We start from the raw sequence: 24,072 nt of genomic DNA, 5'->3' as shown, positions 1-24,072 counted from the left end.
TGAGGCATGATCCATTTCGAAATCAAACGGGACGAGCCGCTCAAGCCCTTCACCACTTTCAAAGTGGGAGGTCCCGCCGTTTTTTTTGCCGGCGCCGCCACGAGGGAAGATTTTCTTGCAGCGCTCGAGTTTGCTCACGATGAACGCCTGCGCGTCTTTGTGCTCGGAGGGGGAAGCAACATCCTGGTGAGCGACAACGGTTTCGACGGGCTGGTGATTCATCCTGTCGAGCGCGGCATCGCAATTGAGCCGGCGGAAAATCAGAAGGTCATGCTGCGGGTTGAAGCGGCTGAAACCTGGGATGACGTGGTCGGCCGCGCGGTGGCGGAAGGGTTTTATGGCATTGAAAACCTTTCGCACATTCCCGGGCAGAGCGGCGCCGCCATCGTGCAGAACATCGGGGCTTACGGACAGCAGATCAGCGAGGTCTTCGCCAGCGCGACCGTCATGGAGGCTCGCTCCGGCAGCGTGATGAGACTGAGCGCCGCCGATTGCGGATTCGGCTACCGGAAAAGTATTTTCAACTCCAGCGCGAAAAACGAATTTATCATCCTGCAGCTCGAACTGGCGCTCAACCGGCATGGCACACCAGATCTTCGCTACCCCGACGTGCGCAATTTCTTCAACGATCGCGGAATCGAGGATCCTTCCATCCAGCAGGTCCGTGAGGCCGTCATCCAGATCCGCGATCGCAAATTCCCTTTCCCGCGTGAAGAGAAAGGCGGCAATGCCGGATCTTTTTTCAAGAATCTCGTGCTGCACGAAGCTGAGTTTAAGGTTCTGCGGGACAGCATCCGGCGCAACTTCTCCACAGCGGAATCGGAGCGCCTCGAACAAATTCGCAAGCCCTCGGGCGCGGATAGGGCGGTGAAGGTTCCCACCGCATTCCTGATTGAAATCTGCGGGCTGAAAGGGCATCGCGAGGGTGGCGCGCGTGTGAATGAAGCCCAGCCACTGGTTTTGCTCAACGACGGCGGCGCAACCGCCCACGATGTGATGACGCTCGCCGGCCTTGTGAGGCGGACCGTTTACGCGCGCACGGGCATGACCATCGAGCTCGAGCCGGAACTGGTAGGTTTCAGACGGGAAGAAGTGGAAAAATATCTTGCGCTCAAATAAGCCCGTCCTTGCTCAAATTCTGGCCGAGTTTCTTTCCTGGTTTTTCAATCCCCGTATCCGGCGCCGTAACTTTTCTGTCGCAGGGACCTTCCGCTGGCCAATATCTACAGAATGCAACTGATGGCCGGCTGCGGGCATCTCACCGCTGAATGCTGCTGTAAATCCCCAGCGTGTTTGTCAGGTGAGCTGGAAGCCTGTTAGGCTGAAGTCGCCAGCAGTCAGGCCGGACCGGAGCAGATGCCAATCGCGCTTACAGACTCGGCCGCCCCCGCAACCTCGCCTGGAAGCGCCACGGGCCGCCGCGAAATCGTTTTGCGCTTCGTCGCCATCAGCGCACTGGCCGGCCTTCTACTGGGGACCTTTGAAGCCGCCCTCCTCAGAAGCTCGCCGGGCATCAGGTTCCTGTTGGTTCCCGACATAGGGTTCGTGGAATGGTTTCTGGCGCCGCTTATTGACATGTCCTGGTTCGCGCTCTGGGGCCTGGGCCTGGGGTCCCTCGCGGCACGCCGTCCCGGAAAACACCGAATCGCCTTGCTTGTGGCAGCCGATGTCGCGGCCGTCGCGGCATTTGTGGCGCTGCGGATTCGCTGGCTTCACACCCGGATCGTCATAACGGAATTCACCTTCCGCAGCGACGTCCTGGTTCCGCTTGCTGCTTTCGCCGCTGGCTTCGCAGTGGTGGCAGGGGGCGCTTATCTGTTGTGGGGACCCGTCTCACGTATTGCCGGCCGGGTCCGCTTCCCAGTGGTGCGTTTGCTGTCATGGGGGCTTGTAGCGGCTGCTGTCGTTGCCCTCTGTGGCCTCGGATATTTTTTCTGGCGGTCGTTCCCATCGGCAGTCCCGGCACAGAGCAGCGACGGACCTTCCGCCCGGCGGGGGAGCCCGAACGTTGTCTTCATTGTCCTCGATACGGTGCGGGCGGACCATCTTTCGTCCTACGGCTATTTGCGCCCCACCACGCCGAACCTGGACCGGCTGGCCCGTCGCGGCGTTTTGTTTGAGAACGCCATTTCACCGAGCTCATGGACCCTGGCCTCGCACGCCTCCATGTTCACCGGCCTACTGCCCCATCAGAACGGGGCCGACTGGTGGCTGCCGCTGCCGCCGGGGCCGCGCACGCTTGCCGAGGCCCTGCGGTTGAACGGCTACCGGACGGCCGGGTTCGCAGCTAATTTTGACTATTGCCAGAGAGGCTGGGGTATCGGTCGCGGCTTTGACATCTACCGCGACGACAGCGAGTCATTGCAGCGCAATCTGGCCGGCACGCTGCTGGGAACGGCGCTCATCCAGCCTGCTTACCAGACCCTTTTCCGGTTTGACTATCTCGAGCGCCAGAACGCGCGTGAAACCAACCAGGAGGCTTTGCGCTGGCTTCGGCGCCCCCCCGCGAATCCCTATTTTCTTTTTATCAACTATTTTGACGTCCACGTGCCCTACCTGACCAGCCCGCCTTATGACCATCGCTTCGGCAGGATTTCAGACAAGCTCGTCCACAAGCTGTTTGATGCCCTGCAAGGCCCCGACCCGCCCCGCGGAATCACGTCGGACGAGCAGGCTGCGCTGATCGCAGGCTATGACAACTGCCTGGCCTTTCTCGACGCGCAAGTTGGGCGCCTGCTCGATTTTATCGACAACACTCCCCAGGGCCGGAACACCATCGTCATCGTTACTTCCGATCATGGCGAAGAATTCGGCGAACAGGGCTTTTACAGCCACGGCTACAATCTGTACCGCGAGGCGCTGCACGTGCCGCTCATTATTGCCGGGCCCGGCATCCCCAAAGACGTGCGGATCAGCCAACTGGTCCGCACCCGTGACCTTTTCTCCACCGTGCTCGATCTGGCCGGGGGCGGCAAGACGCGCTTCAATCGGGACAGCCTGGGGCGATTCTGGGACCCGAAATTCGCGCCGACGCCGTTTGACAACTTCGCCATCTCGGAGCTAGTGCCTATCTTCAATGAAGGCGGAAAGCAGGCCATGATCAGCCTCACCACGCCCGAATGGCAATATATTTACCAATCGAACGGCCGCCAGGAGCTTTACCGCTGGACGGCCGATCCGCTCGACCAGATTAATCTCGCCCAGTTCGACGACTCGCAGGACACCCTGGCGGGCCTTCGCAGCCGGCTGATCCAGGTGTTGGCAGCCTCATCCCAGCCCTGGCGCGATCAGGACTACCTTTTTGCCCATAGCGCCAACGGACGCGCGTTTATGAGTGAATTGATGGCCGCCCGCAAACCCGCCGGCGCCCAGCTCGCGAGCAAATCCCGGTTTATCGGAGCGGCGCAGGCCCTCGATGCTTCCGAGGAAATTCCGCCTTCTGACAAGCCTGCCAGGCCCGACCAGGAATCGCTGAAGAGCCTGCCTTACCATTAGATGTGCTTGCAGCCCCGGGTGCCGCACACGTCGCGATGGTTTGCGATGTGTGCGGCGCGTGTTCGTCCAGCGGCTACTTTGACCAGACCGCCAGGATATTTCCCGAGCCGTCCGCGAAATGAAATCGTCGCCCGCCTGGGAATTCAAACGCCGGTACAACGATGGTGCCGCCCGCGGCCTCGATGGCGTCTTGGGTAGCCTTCAGATTCTCTGAGTAGAGGACGATGAGCGGGTCAAAATGGGCCAACTCTTCCTGCCGGGAGCATTTTCTGAAACCGCCGTCGATCCCGGCCAGTGCCCCACTGAAGCTGACATAGTCTGGTCCCCAGTCCTGAAAACTCCATCCAAAAACCTTCTCGTAAAACCGTTTCGTCCGTTCGAGATCATTCGAGGCGAACTCAATATAATTGATCTTATGGTGGTTTCCCGGATTGCTCATTGCTTCTCTCCTTTGCCTTATGCTCAATGGAATAGGGGAAAGTGTGCTGCGGATCGACGGCGCACGCACACCTTTCCCGGTGTGCTCTTGATGCGCCTCCATCCACATTCCCTCAAGAGCTGGAGAGTGCAGGTAGAGTCCGTTGGGTGACCTTGATCGCGGACTGCCGAGGTACGAGTACAACGATATCTCGTTGGACGGCGGCGGTCAACCAGGCATTGCCGACCGCGCTCCCGCTCAGACGGCCGGCCTCAGCTCCGCGTTCATCAACTTAGGAAATCGGAGCCAGGCCTTACTCCTTCGGAGGCCGGAGCGATCATCGGGAAAGTCTACGTCATTGACCCGCCGCTCCTGACTTCTGGCTCCTGACTCCTGACTCCTGACTTCCAACCTCTCCCGTCGAATTTGCTTGACAAACACTGGCCTAGCATGGTAGTCTCCTTTCAGTGCCTGCGCCTGTCGAGTTTTCCGGGACCAAAAACAACGAAATGGGACAGAAAAACACGTTTTTTGAAAAACAAACCGGAGAGGTTGTTGAAAAAAAAGAGAAATTGCCAAAAAACAAACCGGAACGAACCGGAAAACAAAGCGGAGAAGTTGTTGAAAACACGTAGCTGTGGAAAAAACGAACCGGAACGAACCTAAAAACAAAGCTACCGATCTTGTTGAAAACATTAGAAAGCCGAAAAATCAAACCTAAAACGAACCGGAGCTTCTCAAGAGGGCTAGGCGATCGTCAAAAATCAGCCCAAACGCTCTCCCGGAACGCCGTCGCCATGCGTAAGCCCATTTTTTAACGAGCGATCAAGGTGACGACCCCCAGCAAGCCGGAGGGCACGGGCTGAAGGTTCTCCATGTCTTGCGGGTCAAAACGTTTGCCGTAGCGTAGGTTGAGGAGGCGGTAGTCAGGCTGCGATCTGCCCGCCATGGAATTGATGGCAAGGTTCCCGACAACCACCCGGAACGCGTTCGCTCCTGTATGCAGCCATTCCGTGATTTCCAGCTCGTACGGCGGGCGCCAAACCGAACCGGCCCGCTGCCCGTTCACATACACGACGGCTGCCTCGCGCACGGGACTCTCAATCCAGGCCTGCGTGCCATTCTGTCGATGATGCGGTTCGATGGGAACGCCCTTGCCGAAATTCAGGTAAACCTTCGCCCCGGAGTTGAGCATGGATTCCGGCACCGATACGGCCTTTTCATAAACGCCCTGGCCGGAGAAAAAGCGAAGGCCGGCCAGTTCCGTCCAGGGGCGCAGACGGTCCATTTGAATGGATTTGCCCGTGCCGGTGAAAGTGACTTTCCAGCCGCGGCTTAAATCGACGGAAGCCGGCACTGACCTTCGCCTGGCGCGGGCCGGGGCTGGGGCAGAAGCGCTCGGCGAACTGGAGAACATCAGCACAGCGGATTCATAGGGTTCAAAGTGAAGCGTCACTGCGGTGCGCCCATCATCTGTACACTTCCATCGCACGGCGGATTTCGTGGCTGTAAACGGATCCCATCGCTCCGGCGAAAGCTGCTTCACCCGGAAGGTGGCCTCAACATCGTGCGCCTTGTTGCCCGTGTTTGCCAGAAAGTAGAGGTGGCCCTCATCGAGCTTGCGATGAATAAAGCCGATTTCAGGCGCTTCGGCATTCAATTCGACGTCGGGAGTCAGCTTGCTGGTAAGCGCCGCACCCAAGGCTGCTTCATTTTGAACCAAGAGGCCGCGCGCGTTTTGCCCCTCGAAGAGTTCACGGGAAAGCGCTCGGACTTTCGGGCTGTCGCGCCTGCCTTCCAGGAGGCCGGGGGCAAGTTGGGGAATCACGCGGGCAGCGATGACCACTCCGCCGTGAAGCGCGTATTCCCGGACCTTCTGGCAGGCGGCCAGCGGAATTCGCTCAACACCGGGCAGAACCAGAGCGGCGTAGGGGATGCCAACAAGGTCGATGGCTTCATCGTCGATGAAATCGAAATTGAAACCGGCATCCAGAATGTGGCCGAGTATGTTCTTCCCCAACAGCATGGCCAGCACGCCGTTAACCGAGGGATTGCTGTTGGCGGTGAACTGCGCCCAGGCATCGCTGTTGGAAAGATATAGTGCAACGTCGTTGGCCGGTTTGCCCTGGCGAAGCAGGAAGCACATCCGTTGGAGGTAAAGCGCCAGGTCGGCCATCACGGGCCACCAGGGGTTGTGATCATTCAAGGCGCCAGCCGCGTAGAAACGCCAGCCGGGCTCGCCGGCCTCCGGCGGCGAGTAAGGCCAGCCGTGGCCGACAATCTGGTTGATTCCCTGAAGGAAGTCGCAATCGGCTTCAGCCTTCAAGTCCAGCGGCGTTGCGCGGAAAGCCGGAGAGTGGATCCATGTCCATGTTTCCGCCGAAGCGACCGGCTTGCCGTAGAGGTGGCAGGCAGAGGATGCCCAGCGCGCCGGGCTGAATCCTCTCCAGTCTGGACTTTCGCCCTCCGGGAGGTCCACGAGGCGATTGCTGGACAGGGTCACCGGCGGCTCGCCGTAGGCCTGGCAGCGAAGCCTGGTGCCGTTTCGGTCCGCCCACTCCCGCAGCGGCGCCAGGTAATGGTCATTGGCAAGCTCCGTGAGCGTGCGGCCCCAGTCGCAGCGAATAGCCAACGTCGTCTCTCCAGCATCGCCCACCAGCGCCAGGAGGTGCGGTTTGAGATCATAGCCGCGGCGGCGGTGAAATTCGGCCAGCAGGTCCGGAGTCCAGTTGGATCCGTAGACTTCAAGACTGTCGCTGAACACTGCGTAAGGGGGCTTTCCGCTGAAGGCCTGCATCAGGCGATCGCCTGTTGAGCGCAGATAAGCACCGATTGCCGCGGCGTCGTAGTGATCGATCACAAAGCCTTCAGCTCCCACGGCAGGGCGCTTCACCTGCATGCCTGTGCGGCTGGAAATGAAGAACAACACCGCGCGGAATTGCCGCCGGTCCGGCACCATGACTCTGACGCCGCTGAGGTCGTCCAGTTGCTGAGCACTCGATTTGGGAAAGCGCAAATGATCGCCAGGCATGGCCCACGCGGCTATCAGGGACTCGCCTGCTTCAAGACTGGGCGCTGCCACAGAATTGTCGGTGCCCGGAATCGGAACAGCCACCACCCGCAGCATGCCAGCGGCCTGCGTGATCGGAACGAGGCTCCCTCCGTAAGGCCAGCCGCTCGAAAGCGTCAGGTCCAGCCGCATCCCCATTTCCTGGGTCTTCTGGTTGACGAACCGCAATGCATCAAGAAAGCCGTCGGAAAGATAAGCCAGGTTGCGAATCCCGCGAGCGGGATCATCCATCTCCCGAGGGTAGACCGGTTGAATTTCAAACCCGCCGATGCCGGCTTCTTTCATCGCGCGGATTTCGCGTTCCAGTTCCTGGTTGGCCACTGCCGGCCCAAACCACCACCAGCGCATCATGATGCGTGAGTCATCCGGCGGCTTGATGAATGGCGCCCACAGCGACGCGCCGGCGGCTGTCGCTGCCGCGTCCGAAGATCTGGAAAGCCAGGCCAGCATCCGGAGTTCAAGTGGCGCGAGAGAAGTCGTCCGCAAAAATTCTCTTCGTGAATATCGGGGTCTCATCAGCCATGACCCTTGCACGGTGGTCCAAATGGGGATTCGGCAAATGGAAAGATTGGCGAGGTCAAGCGCCGCCGCGATCTCAATCAGGACGAAGCGCAGCAGCGGTCTCGATTGCCCCTCAAGCCGTTTTGCCTTGGGGCACGAGAATACGCCAGCCGTGCCGGCAATTCAAGCTGATCGGTTGGCGCACCGGCATCTCGAAAAACTGTCACTCGTTAGGAAATTCGATGGGTCAGTGGAATTGCGGGTCCAAAACTGGACCGGGAACCTCGGTGGCATGGATTAAGATGAGGGCGGGAGTGGCGGCGCAGGCAGGATTTAACTCTCCGGCCCTCGCGCAGTTTCGAACTGCGGCAAGGGCGGGCACTTCGCAGAAGGCCCCGCAAATGGTCCCGAATTACCTCCCGCCAGCGCTTTTGGGCAGCGGAGCGGTATCCATCGGCAATGCCTCGGTCGCCTCTGGAAGCACCCGCGGTCTGTACCCGGTCCGCGTCCGAATGCTGTATTTTTTCGGGTTTTTACCTTTCACTTCCACCGTAATTTTACGCCAACCGTTATTCGGGTTCGGCGCCGGATAGTAGCTGATGGTATACAGGTGAGCCAGGTCCGCACGGATGGAAGCAAACGCCTTTTCCTGGTCCTGCCAATGCCCGGCAAAATAAGCTTTGCCGCCCGTGCTCGTGCTGATGCGTTTGAACACGGCTGTCGAAAGCGGATCGCGTTCGGCTTCCCGGGTGCTGATCATGTAGATGGGGATTCCCTCGGACTGCGCGAGCTCCCGGACATCCTCAGGCGAGACCATGCTGGCATCGTCAGGCCCGTTTGAGAAGACCACGATAACTCTTCGGCCGGAAAACTTGTCGGCGTCTTTCAGGGTCCACAAGAGCGCGTTGTAGAGCGCCGCGTCGTCGCCAGCCACTGTGGAACGGACTGCCTCCAGGACCTGCGTAGGCTTTTCACTAAGCGGACTCGCCCGGAAAAAATCGCGGCTGTAGGAATAGAAAGCCACGCGGTCTGAGCGGTCGAGCGACCGAACGAACTGCGCGATGGCATCCCGGGCCAGAGCAAAGCCCCGATACATATAATTGCTGGTGTCAAACAGGACAAAAACGCTGGCTCCCGGAGAGGACGGGGCAATGGCGTTGGCCCCGGCTGCGCCATCAAAGACGAACGTCCCGAGTTGAGGCACCTTTCCGCCTGGCCCGGAGTATCGCACGCTTCTCGGAGCGCCGTTCTCTTCCCCGAAAGCCGCGATTTTCTCCCGAATCCCATCCTCATACACCTGGAAGTTCCCGGGGCCGAGGCCCGTTACATACCTGCCTTTATTGTCCGTTACCGCCACATCCAATTGGACCATGTTGACGGTAATGTGGAGGATCGTCACATCGGAATCCGTCTTCTGGGTTTGGGCGGCAAGGGCTGGTCCCATGAACACCCCGATTGAAAGTAAAGCGAGAAGAATGTATCGTTGTCCCATAGATCACCTTCCGTAAAAATCCGATCCTTGGTCCTGGATTCCGCCCACACCTGGCCTAATGCCCGCATCGGCCAAGGCAGTTTAGAGTCCGGCTCTACTCCCCGCGCCTGGCAACGAAGCCAGCTTTCCCTGCTGAAACTCCTCCCCCGTCACCCGCAAAGCTCGGAGCAGAGCAGGCCAATCGTCCAGATAAGTAGCCGCAATGTTCTCGACCATACGATAGGTCAGTTGCGGAACCAGCATATTCAGCATCACCGGGGAGTAGCCTTTTTCGTCTGCCAGCCGGGCCCAGTACAAATTGTTGGACTCCCAGGACTCCGCTAACAGCCGGCTGGAGTAACCCAGGTAGGTGGGAAAGGGTTTCATGTTGACCAACGATCGCGCGTCAGTCCCACCGAGGGCGGGATGCGGCACCCCAAAATCCGCTGACAACCGCTCCCAGCTAACCTCATTGGGATGCTGCTGGGCAAGCTGGTCGAATTCCTTCTCGGCTTCTCCTCCTTCAGGGTCCTCCGAAGGGAAGCTCTTCCTGAACGCCGCGGCCAGGCAGAACAAATCAGCCGGTGTCATCTGGGCAAGGGCGGCGCTGGAACGGCCGTCGCTCAGTTCTTGCCCAACCTCCTCAAACCGCGCAGGCAGCATGCGATCGGAAAAGATTCCCATCACTTTTGCGCGCAATTGAGGATCGGTACCAGCAGCCTTCACCAGTTCTTCGCCAAACCTCTGGTAGAGTGTGACCGCGTGGAGCTCATTTCTTGTCACATGCCACCAGCGTGGAAGCACCGCTCCGGCTATTAAGGTTGGCACGAGATCTTCCCAGATCAGGGACTGCACGCTGTTCGGCACGATGAAGTTCTCCTCCACTTGTGCGAGGACGTACGGGAGGTTCGAAAGTGAGCCGACCAGATGAGCGCCTCCGCCGGCTGAGAGGCCGCGACCGAAGAGATCAGGAGTTTTCCAGGAGCGATCTTCTTCCATGCTGCTTGCACCCGAAAAATCGTGGGAGCGCACGAACAGAACGTTGTTGTAAATCATCTGGGCGCCAGGAGGTTCGTAATACGCATAGTTCAGGCCCACCAGTGTGTCTCTAAGGAACGGAACCAAATCGCCGCGCGCCGCCCGAAGCCTGTCAGCCGAAGGTCTCGTCTGTATTATTTTGGCGAGGTTTGTCTGCATCTCGCTCTGGAGATGCTGGTTCTCGTAAAGGCCCATGGACCACTCGGCCCTTTCACCTCTGGTGAACAGAGGCTTGGGAAGCTGGAACTGACGGAGCTGCGCCGCCAAAGGAACCAGGGCTGAGGACGGCGCGCCACCCTTAGCCATTTGTTCCAGGCCGTCGCCCAATTCGAACAGAGTATCGAGCGGGACGAGGCGTTGAGCCGCCATCATCATCCGAAGCTTATTGGCCAGGTCCGTCCTCACCTCTCTGCCTTCCGGGCTCGTCTGCGCCGGCCCTGCCAGCAAGTCGATGATCCCGGCCTGCGAGAGATTGGCGTTCCCCGCTGATGCCTGCAAGAGCGCCCGAGTCGAGGTCCGGGCAGCATCATAGAGCTGGCCGGAGGTGCGGATTCCCGTAAACGGCTTAATCAACGCCTGCCAGGATTTGTCCCAGTTTGATTCAGGGATTTCACGCTGTCTGGCCAGAATTTTCCAGAGGCCTATGTTGGCCTGGAAAATGCCGAGGCTGTCGGACCGCAAATTACGGTCGTGGATTTCATCAATTGCCTCAGCAGCACGAATAAAATTTGTGATCGAAGGGTTGTCCAAGGGGAATTCAGAAAAGGTGAGGTATTGGTCGCCAAACTTCTTGAAGTTGGTTGCAAGCAACCGCACCGTATCGGGCGTCAGGCGCGTTCCTGAAGAACGCGTGCGATCAATTCCGCTGATTGAGAGGTAAGCCTGCAGAGGCCCGTCGTCAATATTGAGCCGGGAGAATGCAAACATGGATTCCAACAACTGTTCGGCGGTGGTCCACCGTGCCGCGTGCCCGGCCCACTCGTGGACCAGTTTGGAATGGTCCTGGCGCTGGAGCTCCTGCAGAATTGCCTTCCACGCTACCAGTCCGCCCGGAATCTGGGGTTTGCCATTCGCATCCAATTGGAGACCAGACACGAGGAGCAGCAACCCAGCGTCCGGCCTGAAAACAGGGCGCGCCGGGCCGGGAGAGGGGTTCTTGCCAACCAGCGCCTTATAGAAATTCTGAAGGTGATGAGATTGTGACACATAGGCCTGCTGTGCGGGATCAACCCGCGACAGCCCATCAAAATAGGCGGCCAGCCAACCGTCATCCTTGGCAAGAACGTGAAGCACAAACTGGCCAGGGGAGCCGGGATTTGCTCCCGCCAGTTGTGCCCAGGCCCCTTCAGCCGGTTTTCCTCCAGGCACCATGATGCGTCCCGATTGGATCGTGATCTGGCTACCATAGAAATCGAGGGCCGGGGCAAGAGGCAAAAGGCCCTTGAGGCCCGGGGATTTCCGGAGATATTCGCAAGTGTGCCGGTCAATCCGCGCCATGGCCCAGTAGAGTCTTGCTACTCCCGCGTCGGAGAGGATGGCGTCCAGTAAATCATCCTTCTTATTCGGGTCAAGTGCCATCCAATCGCCCTGGCTGAATAACACCGGCACCTTGACGGACTCAAAACCGTACTCGAAAGGTTGGCCTCCGCGCAGTGTTTGCTCGAGGGCCGTAAGAGGGAATCCCGAATCATCGGTGAGAAAGGCCCTTTCAGAGTCACCGGTGACGAGGTAAGTGTCCGGTCCGCAGGGGCTTGCCAGCTCGTAGCCAAGGGTTTTGAGCAACGGCCCGGCCTGGTCGCAGCTACTGATACGGATAACCTGCCGGGGACCGGCAATTGCCACCAACTCCCTGGCCTGCTTCACATAATCCTTTAGCAAGGTCAGATATTCGGTGGGATCCGGCCTCCGCCCCTTCCGATCGTAGGTAAACCCTTCGACCGCCACATTGTGGGCCAGCAGTGGAATGACCTCATCTTCAGAAACTTGCTGGCTGATCGCAGCCATACGCAGGAAGGAGCGCAGAGGTCCAGGAAGGCTGATGGTGGTCAAACTGGATTGCGCTGAATCCGCTCCGGGAAGAGAAGGAAGCGAATTGCGGCCCGGAGCGCCGTTCATCTCCCATCCAGGCAACAGAATTATAATTGTGAGCAAGGCCGATCGGAGGATTAGGGATTTCATCGTCGGGCCCCCTATGATTCCAAGGCTTCACAAGCCCTGGAAGATTTCTTCTGCGAGGACGTCCTTACGTAGATTGGCTCCGAGGCGGCAGTCTACGGTAAAACGCCGCGCATCCTTGCGGTGCTCGAACACGCCCACATTTTTCCCAGGTCAAGGGAATTGTGTGCTAATTCGAATCTGAGCTCCCTGGTTAGCACCAGTATAAGCTCAGGATGTCCCTGAATCAATCTCAATCCTCATATTGGCACATTACCCCGGCGCAGCCTTCCGAGGGCTTACTTGTCGGGGTGGATCGTGACACGGGTTTTTGAACCTGCGTCAGATTGACACACCATCGAGTGGCAGAGGCGGTTTCCACGCTTTGCAGTTTCCTCGCGGCACGGATAGAATGGCGGCATGATTTCAGGCCTCGAAGGATTAAATGATCTCGATCTCGTACAGCCACCCGCGGCCCTTGCGGAAATCAATGCCCGGACCCACGCCATAGGATTCGACATGGCTTCCGAGCCTCGCACCGGAGCCCTGTTACGCGCGCTTGCGGCTTCCAAGCCGGGCAGTCGTCTGCTGGAGCTCGGAACAGGCACCGGCGTTGCCACCGCATGGATCCTGGCCGGAATGGATGCCGGCGCAACCTTGACCAGCGTGGACGTGGATTCCAGGCACCAGGAGGTGGCGCGCGAGTTTCTGGGCAGCGACAGCCGCCTGACGCTGGTGCTTGAAGACGGCCTCCAGTTCCTGGGCCGCCAGCCGTCAGAGAGTTTTGATTTCGTGTTTGCCGATGCGGTCCCCGGCAAGTACGAAGGGCTTGAAGATTGTCTGCGCGTTGTGAAGCCCGGCGGCTTCTATGTGATTGATGACCTGCTTCCGCAGCCAAACTGGCCGCCAGGCCACGGTGAAAAGGTTCCTCTCCTCATCAATCAACTCACCGGCGATGGCCGCTTTGCCATTGCCGCATTGTCTTGGGCCACCGGCCTCATCGTGGCCGTCAGGCGATAAGATCCGGTGCCCGGCGCGGCCGGGGCCTCGCGAGATTTCATGCCAGCCCGGGTTATTCGTCGAAGCTACCCGCCTCCGTCGCGAGTCAGCAGATAAATCCCGGTCACACCATCGTCCTTCGGAACGGAACTCAGCCCTGTGTATTTCATGATCAATTTGCCAAGTTTCCGGCTACGGGCCGGGCTTGCCACGGCGCCGCCCTCTGCGTACGTCCGCTTTTTCGTGATCGCCCACCCGTTTTCTGTGGCCGCATCCAGAATCGCCTGCCCAACCATGTGGTCTTTGGGCCGCAGATCATCCACGGCCGACTGGTTCCCTACGGCGGACATGCGCAACATTTCTTCGGAAACGACGTCGAGCAGCCAATGCCGTAAACCGGAAGCGTGCGGCGCTCCGGCGGCCAGTTCCAAAAGCCCCGCCCGCGGAAGATACATCAGGAGTCCTTCCGTGATCATCAAAGCTTCTTTCGCGCCCACTCTCTCAAACACTTTCTGCCGTTGCCGAGCGTCTGAGAGGTCTGCTGCCACCTGCTCAAGCCGGCAGTTAGGCCTGGCATCTGCCAGCTTTTCCCGCTTGTATTCCATCATGGCCGGAAAATCCACCTCGACCCAGCGAAGCGTTCGGGGCAGTTCCAGCCGCCAGGGCCGGGTGTCAAGTCCAGAGCCGAGATTCAGGACGGTCTTGATTTGCCTCTCGCGCAGTGTGTCCATCAGGATATCGTCAATAAACTTTGCCCGTATGCCCACGCCGAACCGCATCCATTCGAGGATCGGCATGCCGCGCGCAATCGCCATGCCTCGCTCGCCCGCCAGGCGCTCCGCAAAAGTGTCGCGGATCAGGCCATCCGGTTCCGCGGTCTCCATGGCGCGGCACGCGGCGACCATCAACGCCGTGTCGCTGACATGCTGAATCTGGTCTTCGGATTTTCCATTGTTAAGTTTCACGATTCACACTCCGGTCGAGAACCTGGGAAAGGTTTTGCAGAATCCGCTGAACGTGCGAGCCGTGCCAGTGGTTCGGCCATCCGCTGCCCGGCGGCTCACTGACCATCGCCACGATGGTGGCCGTTCGGTAAGCGCGCGAGCTTAAGCTGCAGATAGCTCAGAGGAACGTCATAGAGCAGCGCCTTGGGAGAGTGGCGCAGGCTGTCGTGGATAAAGCAGACGTGCGTACACCAGCATTGGTCGTGAGCGATGGCGGTGGGTTCGTTGCGTCGCGCTTCAGCATTCCAGAATTTCTGGAAGTCGCAGTCAAAATCGCGCAGGCTGCCGAGCCTGCCTCGGAGTTCGCAGGCGCGCACGTCACCGTTGTAGTCGATCACGATGGAGGTCTCGCCAGCCGTGCAGGGCATGGGCCAGGCGTGAGACGACTCGACGTTTTCAAGCTGCACCCTGTTGTGGAATGCCAGTACACCCTCGTAATACGCCCGCCCGATCCTGTTGAACAGGCCGCCGTGGTGCCGGGTGGCAATGCGCGCATAGTGAGCATAAATCTTTCGAATTTCGCCATAGAGAGCAGGAAGTCGTTCCGTTGGAATTCGCTTGAGCGTCGGGTCTTTGGCGCTGCCCCGGATGATGTTGAAGTAGTGGCCATCCACTCGGCAGTTCTGCCGGACGAAGCGACCGATTTCCAGCACGCTATCAAAATTCTCCGCGCAGATCACCGTGTTGATGTTGACGCGCAGGTTCGCGAATTTCTCCCGGCAGGGCTGAAGGGCCTCCAGCGTTTTCAAGGTTCTTTCAAAATTGCCGGGAACGGAGCGGATGGAATCCTGCACGGCATAGAGGCCGTCCATGGCCACGTTAACGTCAAGCTGCAGCTTTGGGTTGTCGGTGCAGATCTTTGCCGCCTGCGCAGCGGTGCGCTCTGGAAGCAGGCCATTGGTGGGTAGATTCACCCATCGGATACCATTATTTACGTAGAACAGGCGCAGGATGTCGGCAAGTTCCCGTCGCAGCATGGGCTCGCCGCCTGAAAGCCACAGGTCGGTGAAGGGCGGCATGGTTCCCGACAGCGTCTGGATCTCCTCCCATGTGAGGTCGCCCCGCTGGTTGAGTTCTTCCCAGTAGAAGCAGGTCCGGCACTTTGCATTGCACACAGAGGTGATGAAGAAGATGACAAGCTTGAGGCGCTTCTCGGGCCGGAAAGCGCGGAAAATCGAGCGGCTTCTCGCTCCTGACTGGACGGGCATCACTGGTACGAATTGTATCAGAGCTAGACTCTGTTATGGAAAAGGAGTACGTAGCCGCTGTGGCCGGCAGATTCTGGTCTAGTTTGCCGCTTCACCCGCTGCTTTTGTCGGCAGGAAATGCGCCAGGGCAGCCTGGGCCAGACGTCCTAACACCAGCAGCGCAGCGTTGTCGGCAGTCCACTGGTGGTCGGGAGAGTCGTAAGCGAAGCCCGCCATGACGACGGGTCCGACCGGCGTTTCGGCGATCCCGACATCGTTGCGGACGGCATCAAGCGCGCCGGTCTTGTGCTCCCAGGTGACGCCCTGCAGGTCGCTGGTGTAGCGCGGAAAAGCATCGTTGTCGCGCTGCTTGCCCAGAATCTTCAGCATCTGGTCGCAGGCCGCCGGCGTGAGGATCTCGTGTTGCCTGATGACGGTGAGCAGATGCAGCATGTCGCCGGCCGTCGTGACCCCTAGGCCAAACTTTTTTGCATCCTCGTTTGTAGCATCCTTTTCATGGAAAACGTAGCCATTCAGAGCGGTATGTTGGAGCCCCAACTTGCGCATTCGCGCATTCACGGAATCGATCCCCACAGTGCGGATGACGATGTTGGACGCGGTGTTGTCGCTCAAGTCGATCATCAGGGTGATGGCGTCGCCAAGCGTAAGTCCGATTTGCTGATGCAGGTCCTGCAGGATTCCGGAACCACGGACGCGGTCGAAGCCGGTTTCCTCCACCGGCTGCGACCATTGCAGCTTGCCTTCCTGCATTTGATAGAACGCCTCCACCATAACCGGCAACTTGATCACCGATGCCGTTGCGACGGGCTGATCGGCGGCCAGCCCGTGGCGTTCGCCGGTCTTGAGGTCCACCACAGCGAAGGTGACCTTGCCGCCAAAATGCGAGGCAATATCGGCCAACTGGCGGCCAAGCGGCGTCTGTTGCTGCTGCGGCGCAGCCGTCATGAATGCTCCGGAAAACACGAAGGACAGGGAGAGGATCGCGAGAAGCATCCGGCGCTGAGAAATCAAGCCCATGAAAAAATCCCTCCTGGAACTGTACAGCGCCGTTGGTTTGTGAAGCAGCGCCACTTCGTTCGTCAGATTTTGTCGGCCGTCGCAGTTGCCGGCACCGGCCGCTCTGCGCAAGAGTAATCGTTTCGCATGACATTCGCAACCCAAAGGCTGTACGTTAGAATTCGGCTTCGGAAAGGATGGCGGTGAGGCCTTGACCAATGATGCCGGATTCCATTAAGAAATAGGATTGGGCTGCCAGCGCGATTGGCAGTAGATCAGGGGCTGCAACAATGAGCGCATGGAATGTGGCTGCCTGCCATTTGGAGGGGTGAATAATCAGTGAGCGAAAAGTCTGTGGGTCCTGAAAATATAAGTCCGGCAGTCCCGTCAGGCGCCGGAAACCGGGAGCAGGACGCTATCTACCAGAAGGGAAAGCTGGTGGCGCGCGTCGCTGAAGCGTATGTGGACCTCGAAGCCAGGGAAATCCGTTTCGACGAGCTGTTCGACAGTGACCATCTTGTGTTGGCCGACGAATGCGAGTTTCAGAAGTACAGGATTATGGTCCAGAAAGTTGCTTTTGCCACCAAGGTGGACCATCGGCCGGGCCGGACAGGAAGAACACTGGCAGGATGCACGGCGGAAATCCTGGGCTATATCGAACAGTAGCGGGTGCGCGCTGGACCGCCGGGACGGAAGAGCACGTTCGTTAGATGAATCCCTGGCCGTGATGCCGAGCGGTTTTGAAGTCAATTCACCAACATTTCGTTCAAAAAGCTTTCTTCGCCGTCCGTGTCCAGGTGGCTGGAACGCCCCCGGCCACTCGCCACCTGAAGCCGGATTTTTTCCCATGTCTGCTCCGGAAATGAGAGGAAGACGCGGACGACGTCCGGGTCGAATTGTTTCCCCGATTCACGAATAATCTCCTCGCGCGCTGTCTTGAACGGTTGAGCCTGGCGATAAGGGCGGTCTGACGTCATCGCATCCAGTGTGTCTGCAATCGCAAAAATCCGGGCTCCCAGGGGGATCTCTTCTCTCATGAGCCCCCGAGGGTAGCCGGCCCCGTCGAAACGTTCCTGGTGCGCGAGCACAATTTCTGAGGCTGAAGAGAGAAAGGGTATGCGGCTGAGCAGTTCGTATCCGATGCGGACGTGTGTCTGCATGATGGCCATTTCTTCCGCGGTAAGCTTGCCCTGCTTCAGCAACACTGAATCCGGAATGCCAATCTTCCCGATGTCGTGCAGGTAAGCTCCACGGGCAATGGTCTTGAGCTGCTCATTCGTGCAGCGCACCGCCCGGGCGATCTCAAGGCAGTAGAGGCTGACGCGCCGGGAGTGGCCAGCCGTTTCAGTGTCTCGAAGGTCGAGCGCGGCCCCCAGCGCTTCGAGGGTCTGGTCGTAAGCGCGCTCGATGCGTTTCATGGCCAGTTGGAGCTGGTGGGTCCGCCGTTCTACCATCTCTTCCAATTGACGGCGATACCTGTCCAGTTCCGCTTCCATGAGCTTCTTTCGCAGCGCGCGGCGCACGGATTCCACGGCTGCTTCCAGATGAAAGGGCTTCACCAGATAGTCGTCCGCGCCGTGTTTCATGGCTTCGACCGCCACCCGGATGTCGTCCTCACCGGTGGCCATGACGAACGCCAAATGAGGATAGCGCTTCTGCGTCTCGGCCAGCAGTTCCAGGCCTGTCATTCCCGGCATTTTCAGGTCTGACACCACAGCGTCGATGGGTTCCTGTTCCAGGCAAGCCAGCGCATCCTCTGCGCTCGATCGGCCGTGCCAATCGAATCCGCTTCGTCCCAGCTTCTCTCCCAGGACTTGCCACACAGCACGCTCGTCATCCACCAGCAGGACTCTCGGCTTGGTTTCCTTGTCACGCATGTTGGCTCTCCCCTGGGGGCCTTGATCGCCGGCGCAAAGCTAAAGCCGTGGAGCGCTCGCTCACTTTCCAGGTTCAGGTCCTCCTTTGCTTTCTATCGGAGGCTCGCCTTCCCAGCGTTAGCGGGTTGCTGGAAAAGGCCACCCGCCATGTTGAGGGCAACCTCCGGAAGAATTTGCAGCCGCTTGCTTAAACTCAACAAAGCAGTACCTTCTAAGGCTCCGCAGAACCATGATGACGTGGCGCAGGGCGCTTTCATTGACCCGATAGAGGCGCCTGCCTCTTCGGTTTACAGCCTCGAAGAATTCATTTGGCGATTCATAACGCGGTGTAGGTTGACGCCCGGCACTGCTTGGGGATATGTTCTGGAGTTAAGTTGTATTTCATTCAAAATTGAGGACGCATTGCACCCTTGGCCGGAGGATGTGGACGATGAGACTGCACCATGTGATTGAAGCTCAGCAGTTCGATCTGCCGATGATCAACCACCTTTTTGAGGTCGCCACTGAAATGGAAACGCTGGTGGCGCACGGCGGCACGGACGAGTATCGCAGCCGGTTGATGGCAACGCTGTTTTATGAGCCGTCCACGCGCACCCGGTTTTCCTTTGAAGCGGCCATGCACCGGCTGGGCGGCCGGGTGATTTCAACGGAAAATGCCGCAGAGTTCTCTTCGGTGGCGAAAGGCGAAACCCTGGAAGACACCATTCGCATCATGAACGGTTACGTGGATGTGATCGTTCTGCGCCACAGTGAGGTGGGCACGTCAAAGCGCGCGGCAGCCGTCTCGCGGGTTCCGATCATCAACGCAGGTGACGGCGTTGGCCAGCATCCCACCCAGGCCCTCCTTGACCTCTACACGATCCATAAGGAAATCGGATCCATCGATGGCCTGAAGATTGCCATGGTGGGTGATCTTGCGCAGGGCCGCACGGTCCGCTCGCTGGCATACTTGTTGAGCAAGTTCAACGACACCAGGATGTACTTTGTTGCCCCGCCACTGCTGAAAATGAAGGATGACATCCTGGAGCACCTCGAGGAACGCGGGTCGTGGTTTACCGAGGAAACCACTCTGGACCGGGTGCTTCCGGAGGTAGACGTGGTTTATCAGACCCGGGTCCAGAAAGAACGGTTTGGAGACCGGATCGCCGATTATGAGAGTTGCCGCGGAATTTACATCATCAACCAGAATTCACTCCGCTTAATGAAGCCCAATGCCATCATCATGCACCCGCTTCCCCGCCTGGAAGAGATTTCCATGGAAGTGGACCAGGACCGCCGAGCAGCGTATTTTCGACAGGCGCAGAACGGACTTTTCGTTCGCATGGCGTTGCTGACGGCCCTGTTATCCAAATAGCCAGTTGAAAGATTTCCGAATTTTCGAGAGGCAATCCTACGGGGAAACTCTTTGTCCAGCGGCCCGGTGATACCAGAATATGGAAACCGGCGAACACTATCTTAATCACGTCCTTTCATTAGTTTGTAGCCATTACCCGTCCGCTTTTTTCGCCACTGGAACTCAGGTGCTAGTACTGCTGTACCCTTGTCTCACCTGGTTAATATCCAGTACGCTGGGAGCGGTGAGGCCGTGTGCCACTCAGTCGACAGACCATAGAGGAGAAGTTACCATGGGTATTGGCGAACGCATCAAAGAGCTGAGGGAGCAGAAACACCTGTCTCAAGGTGACATCGAGGAAAGGACCGGACTGCTGCGATGCTACATTTCGCGCGTCGAGAACGGCCACACGGTTCCCTCACTGGAGACTCTGGAGAGGTTTGCTGGCGCGCTGGATGTACCACTTTACAAGCTCTTTTATTACGATGATGCGACCCCAGAAGAGTGCGATTTCGCAACAACCGACATGACTCTCGAACGTCTGGCCCAGGAAGGGGGCGCAGCAGGGGCAGAAGCAAGGTTCCTGTTAAAACTCAGGAGCCTGCAGCCAAGGCTTTCGCCCACTGACCGGGACGTTTTGCTGACCCTTGCCAAAAAGCTGGCAGAGCGCCCGTTGCCAACTCCCAGATAAACACCGCTCGGTAGGCCCGCTTCCCAGCGCAGTATTTGCCACCTGTCCTGGTGGGTTCTACGGCAGGCTTGACGAGCTTTGAGTTTCCCACTCCGCCCCTTTCCAACCAACCCTTCCTGCAAGCTTTTCCATTAGCAATCACTAACAATCTCGGCCGGCTCCGTCCTCACCCCGGCAATTCCGCCGAAACTACCACCTGGACATTTCCACGAGCGCCGGTTCCAGGCCTCGGCACAACTCCGCACCGGAAAAACTCGTCCAAATGCCTTAAGATAATAAGAATAAGAAAATAGAAGAGCTGTACCGGAAGCAATCTGAAGGGACGGGAACGCTGCTGTGCTTAAGCTCATGTTGCGACAACTCCTGCATCATCCCATCAGGATGCTGCTCTCGATGGTCATGATCAGCGTGGCGCTGCTGCTGGGGTTTGTGATCAAAGGATTGTCCAACGGTGTGATGCAGGAAAAGATCCAGCGAACGCAGGGGATTGGAGCGGACCTGATGATTCAGCCGCCCCATTCTTCCTACATTCTGGGTCTGGGCGAGAACGTGATGCCCGATGAGCTCGCGCAGAAACTCGCGGAAGTTAATGGAGTGGAGGCGGCAACGCCTACCGCAACCAACGTCAGCTTCACCAACCGCTTGGAAACCGTTCTTGGCATCGACCTGCCCAGTTTCAGCCGGGTGACGGGAGGTTTTATATATCTTCAGGGAGGCCCGTTTTCCGGTCCTTACACAGCCCTTGTGGACGACGTCTACACCCGGACGCATAACGTGCATCTGGGCAGCACGCTGAATATTCTGGACCACCGGTTCATGGTTTCCGGTGTGGTCGAGCACGGCAGGGGCGCGCGGGTATTCGTACCTCTTAAAACCCTCCAGGACCTGCTGGCTCCGGGAAAGTGCGCCGTGATATTCGTAAAATCCGAGCCCGGCAGCCCGATCGGAGAAGTGGAAAAACGGCTGAGGCAGTTTGCGGGCGGGGCCCTGAAGGACTACCAGATCACCCGGATGAGCGATCTTGCCAGTTTGATCACGCCCTCATCGTTCCTGGGCCTGCGGCAGTTCCTGATGGTCATCGTAGTGTTCGCAGGGGTCATTAACTTTCTGGTGATTTTTCTGGCGCTGTACGTCCAGGTGCTGGGCCAGACGCGCGAACTGGGAATTCTTCGTGCGCTGGGCGCCAGTCGCCGTTACATGTTGAGGCTGTTTGTGGGTGAGGCCTGCCTGCTGTGCCTGTTTGGGGGAGGGCTTTCCCTCGTTCTCTACTTGCTGACCAGGACAATTGTTTTGTCCATCTATCCATCGCTTCATTTTCTGCTTCCTGCAGCAACCGTGATGCGGGTAGGGGCGATTGCGCTGGCCAGCGCCGTGCTCGGCGGGGCCTACCCGGCCTATCGCGCGAGCGCCTGCGAGCCGATTGCGGCACTTGCTTATGAATAATGGCGCCCGCATTGACGACGGAGGGCCGCGAATCCTGATCGAGACGCGCGCGTTGACCAAGGTTTATGACGGTGGACCTGGCGCTCCACCTGCTGTCAATGCGCTGAATCTGAGAATTCCTGCCGGGCAGTTTACAGCCATTATGGGACCTTCCGGCTCCGGCAAGTCGACTCTTCTTTACCTGATCGCGGGCCTGGCGGAACCGACCGGGGGCGAAGTGCTGATCGACGGCGTCTCGATCTCCTCGTTGGGGGACACGGCCCGGGCGCAAATGCGGAACATCCGGATGGGTTTCGTTTTTCAGCGGTTTAATCTGCTGAGCTTCCTTTCCGCGCGGGACAACATCGAAGCTCCGCGGCTGCTGGGATGGAAGGTGCGGTCCTCTACAAAATCGATTGACAGCCTCCTGGCGGCCGTAGGGCTGGAAAAAAAGCGGCTGCGGAAAGTAAGTGGACTCTCCTCCGGCGAGCAGCAGCGCGTCGCCATCGCACGGGCCCTCATTAACGACCCGGACATTCTGCTGGCTGACGAGCCGACTGGGAACCTGGATTCAAGAAATGCGGACGCGGTGCTGGACCTGCTGCTGCGGCTGAAGGCAGATCTGGGCTTGACCATCGTGATGGTGACCCACAACCCTGAGGTTGCATTGCGCGCCGACCGGATCATCCAAATGAAAGATGGCAGCGTAGAACGTGAACTGATGAGGGGAGACCTTGAGCCCTCGCACGAATGGGTCGAGAGATTCGAAGGCCGTTTTCCGCGCTGAGCCCCTTCGGAAATTCTGACCATGCCCGTTTCCGCAGGGTGGCTGCTTTATACTGATTACTGGAGGTGTTTCCATGCGCCGAATCTCTGGCGCTGTGCTGGCGGTTGTTCTCGTGCCGTTGGTTTCTTTTGCCGGACAGCGGGCAAAGGTCAGCAAGGCCCATTTCGATCTGAAAGACGCGCCGAATGTTCTGCTGGTCACTTTTGACACGACGCGGGCCGATCATCTTTCCTGCTATGGGTACGCCCGGCGGACCTCGCCGACAATTGACAGCCTGGCGGCGCACGGGGTCCTGTTTGAAAACGCCTATACGGCCATTCCTCTCACCGGCCCCTCTCACATCTCGATGATGACCTCTCTCTACCCCCAGCAGCACGGTGCGACCATCAACGGCATGCACATGACCGAAAGTCCCCACCCGGTTTTGCTGGCCCAGGTACTCCATCACCTGGGATACCGGACGGCGGCATTTATCAGCGCCTGGCCTCTGAAGAAGGGCATCACGGGTCTGGGGCGCGGCTTCAACGTCTACAACGAGAATTTCTCGTATCACTACAAAATGGTTAATGCAGCCCGCCGCGGCAACGAAGTGGGCGACGCGAGCCGCCGCTGGCTGGAAAAGCACGGCCGCTCGAAGTTTTTCCTCTGGGTCCACTATTTTGATCCTCACCATCCCTATGATCTGCATCCCGAGTTCGCCAACCTTCCCCAGGAAAAGAACGCCAAAATCTTTCCGATACCGGCGTCGGTTGATGCAGACCGGGCTGCCAAGATCCGTGCCTACGACAGCGAAATCGCTTTTGATGATAACGATCTGGGGAAAACGCTGAAGCTGCTGGACGACCTGGGCGTTCGAGACAACACGCTCATCGTTTTTGTGGCGGACCATGGCGAGGGCCTCGGCGAAAACGGGATCTGGGGACACGGCGACCACATCGACCAGCCGGCAGTACACATTCCAATGATCTATTCCTACCCCAAAGAAATCCCGCAGGGGGAGCGGATCAGCACCAATGTTTCCACGGTTGACATTTTGCCGACGATCCTCAGTTATGCAGGTCTCGAATTCAAGTTTCCGGGCGAATCTGGGTATAGCCTGAATCCAGTGATCGCGAATGGCGGAAAGAATGCTACGGAGCAGCCTACCTTTTTTCTGACCTATGCGGAACCGACGCTGCTGCCACCGCAGTGGATGAGCATGTTCTGGACCTGGGCAGAAACGAAGCGGTCCCCTTCGTTGCGGGGATTCGTCGAGGGCGACATCAAGGTGATTACCTCCGGGGACAACGATAATCTCAAGGTTTACCGGCTGGGCGATGCCTTTTCACAGGAAAAGGAACTGTCTTCGAGCAATGTGAGCATCGCAAACCTCAGCGGATATCGGGAAGACCTGGATACCTGGTACAAGCAAACCAATCGCGGACTTAATCCCCAGGGCCGGCTTTCGAAACAGGATCTCGAAATGCTGAAGAGTCTTGGCTACGCGAACCCGTGACGGCCGAGTTCGTGAAAAAGCCCACCCGTCATGCTGCCGCAGCGAAGCATTGCTGTATGTCACCTAAACGAATATGACAGGTCCTTCGCTTCACTCAGGACGACGTGGCAGAG

18 protein-coding genes are annotated in these 24,072 nt (G+C 58.5%); 10 read left to right on the top strand and 8 right to left on the bottom strand.

The window, feature by feature from the left end; translation table 11 throughout:
* Positions 1 to 6: 6 nt before the first annotated feature.
* Both murB and VFQ24_14700 read left to right on the top strand, forming a co-directional pair.
* Positions 7 to 1,119 carry a UDP-N-acetylmuramate dehydrogenase gene (gene murB / locus VFQ24_14705; GenBank protein ID HET9179605.1) on the top strand — a complete coding sequence of 371 codons (1,113 nt, stop codon included), beginning with the start codon at positions 7 to 9 and terminating at the stop codon, positions 1,117 to 1,119.
* Between the two features lie 237 nt (positions 1,120 to 1,356).
* On the top strand, positions 1,357 to 3,495 hold the full coding sequence (locus VFQ24_14700; protein HET9179604.1) for a sulfatase: 2,139 nt from the start codon (positions 1,357 to 1,359) through the stop codon (positions 3,493 to 3,495).
* A gap of 73 nt (positions 3,496 to 3,568) precedes the next feature.
* Here VFQ24_14700 and VFQ24_14695 read toward each other — a convergent pair whose 3' ends face one another.
* The gene (locus tag VFQ24_14695) at positions 3,569 to 3,934 is read right to left on the bottom strand and encodes a VOC family protein (GenBank protein ID HET9179603.1); all 366 of its coding nucleotides are present in this window, start codon (positions 3,932 to 3,934) and stop codon (positions 3,569 to 3,571) included.
* Positions 3,935 to 4,380: 446 nt separating this feature from the next.
* Here VFQ24_14695 and VFQ24_14690 point away from each other — a divergent pair, with 446 nt between their 5' ends.
* Positions 4,381 to 4,548 (top strand): hypothetical protein, encoded by a 168-nt coding sequence (locus VFQ24_14690; GenBank protein HET9179602.1) that lies wholly within the window; start codon positions 4,381 to 4,383, stop codon positions 4,546 to 4,548.
* A gap of 179 nt (positions 4,549 to 4,727) precedes the next feature.
* Here VFQ24_14690 and VFQ24_14685 read toward each other — a convergent pair whose 3' ends face one another.
* From VFQ24_14685 to VFQ24_14675, 3 genes are all read right to left on the bottom strand, one after another.
* On the bottom strand, positions 4,728 to 7,469 hold the full coding sequence (locus VFQ24_14685; protein ID HET9179601.1) for a glycosyl hydrolase: 2,742 nt from the start codon (positions 7,467 to 7,469) through the stop codon (positions 4,728 to 4,730).
* A gap of 427 nt (positions 7,470 to 7,896) precedes the next feature.
* Entirely contained in the window at positions 7,897 to 8,976 is a 1,080-nt protein-coding gene (locus VFQ24_14680; protein HET9179600.1) for a VWA domain-containing protein, read from the bottom strand.
* 81 nt (positions 8,977 to 9,057) lie between these two features.
* The gene (locus tag VFQ24_14675; GenBank protein ID HET9179599.1) at positions 9,058 to 12,108 is read right to left on the bottom strand and encodes a hypothetical protein; all 3,051 of its coding nucleotides are present in this window, start codon (positions 12,106 to 12,108) and stop codon (positions 9,058 to 9,060) included.
* Between the two features lie 459 nt (positions 12,109 to 12,567).
* Here VFQ24_14675 and VFQ24_14670 point away from each other — a divergent pair, with 459 nt between their 5' ends.
* Positions 12,568 to 13,167 (top strand): class I SAM-dependent methyltransferase, encoded by a 600-nt coding sequence (locus tag VFQ24_14670; protein ID HET9179598.1) that lies wholly within the window; start codon positions 12,568 to 12,570, stop codon positions 13,165 to 13,167.
* Positions 13,168 to 13,232: 65 nt separating this feature from the next.
* On the opposite strand, the gene VFQ24_14665 is transcribed toward VFQ24_14670, so the two are convergent.
* The 3 genes from VFQ24_14665 to VFQ24_14655 all read right to left on the bottom strand — a co-directional run bounded on the left by VFQ24_14665 (position 13,233) and on the right by VFQ24_14655 (position 16,375).
* A complete protein-coding gene (locus VFQ24_14665; GenBank protein HET9179597.1) occupies positions 13,233 to 14,111 on the bottom strand; it encodes an SAM-dependent methyltransferase in 879 nt (292 codons plus the stop codon).
* A 95-nt stretch (positions 14,112 to 14,206) separates the two neighbouring features.
* Positions 14,207 to 15,358 (bottom strand): radical SAM protein, encoded by a 1,152-nt coding sequence (locus VFQ24_14660; GenBank protein HET9179596.1) that lies wholly within the window; start codon positions 15,356 to 15,358, stop codon positions 14,207 to 14,209.
* Positions 15,359 to 15,436: 78 nt separating this feature from the next.
* The gene (locus VFQ24_14655) at positions 15,437 to 16,375 is read right to left on the bottom strand and encodes a serine hydrolase (protein HET9179595.1); all 939 of its coding nucleotides are present in this window, start codon (positions 16,373 to 16,375) and stop codon (positions 15,437 to 15,439) included.
* Between the two features lie 318 nt (positions 16,376 to 16,693).
* Between VFQ24_14655 and VFQ24_14650 the strand changes: the two genes are divergently transcribed.
* Positions 16,694 to 17,020 carry a hypothetical protein gene (locus VFQ24_14650; protein ID HET9179594.1) on the top strand — a complete coding sequence of 109 codons (327 nt, stop codon included), beginning with the start codon at positions 16,694 to 16,696 and terminating at the stop codon, positions 17,018 to 17,020.
* Between the two features lie 80 nt (positions 17,021 to 17,100).
* On the opposite strand, the gene VFQ24_14645 is transcribed toward VFQ24_14650, so the two are convergent.
* Complete coding sequence (locus tag VFQ24_14645) at positions 17,101 to 18,231, bottom strand: HD domain-containing phosphohydrolase (protein ID HET9179593.1); 1,131 nt, start codon at positions 18,229 to 18,231, stop codon at positions 17,101 to 17,103.
* Between the two features lie 430 nt (positions 18,232 to 18,661).
* Here VFQ24_14645 and pyrB point away from each other — a divergent pair, with 430 nt between their 5' ends.
* The 5 genes from pyrB (at position 18,662) to VFQ24_14620 (ending at position 23,959) form a co-directional block, all read left to right on the top strand.
* The gene (gene pyrB, locus VFQ24_14640) at positions 18,662 to 19,585 is read left to right on the top strand and encodes an aspartate carbamoyltransferase (protein HET9179592.1); all 924 of its coding nucleotides are present in this window, start codon (positions 18,662 to 18,664) and stop codon (positions 19,583 to 19,585) included.
* A 271-nt stretch (positions 19,586 to 19,856) separates the two neighbouring features.
* Positions 19,857 to 20,255 (top strand): helix-turn-helix domain-containing protein, encoded by a 399-nt coding sequence (locus tag VFQ24_14635; protein HET9179591.1) that lies wholly within the window; start codon positions 19,857 to 19,859, stop codon positions 20,253 to 20,255.
* Positions 20,256 to 20,603: 348 nt separating this feature from the next.
* The gene (locus VFQ24_14630; protein HET9179590.1) at positions 20,604 to 21,698 is read left to right on the top strand and encodes an ABC transporter permease; all 1,095 of its coding nucleotides are present in this window, start codon (positions 20,604 to 20,606) and stop codon (positions 21,696 to 21,698) included.
* On the top strand, positions 21,691 to 22,464 hold the full coding sequence (locus VFQ24_14625) for an ABC transporter ATP-binding protein (GenBank protein HET9179589.1): 774 nt from the start codon (positions 21,691 to 21,693) through the stop codon (positions 22,462 to 22,464). Before VFQ24_14630 ends, VFQ24_14625 begins: the two co-directional genes overlap by 8 nt.
* Before the next feature lie 73 nt (positions 22,465 to 22,537).
* The gene (locus VFQ24_14620; GenBank protein ID HET9179588.1) at positions 22,538 to 23,959 is read left to right on the top strand and encodes a sulfatase; all 1,422 of its coding nucleotides are present in this window, start codon (positions 22,538 to 22,540) and stop codon (positions 23,957 to 23,959) included.
* Positions 23,960 to 24,072: the final 113 nt, after the last annotated feature.

The organism is Terriglobia bacterium (genome assembly GCA_035712365.1).
Taxonomy (GTDB): Bacteria; Acidobacteriota; Terriglobia; order UBA7540; family UBA7540; genus SCRD01.
This window is presented reverse-complemented; position numbering and strand designations above follow the sequence as displayed.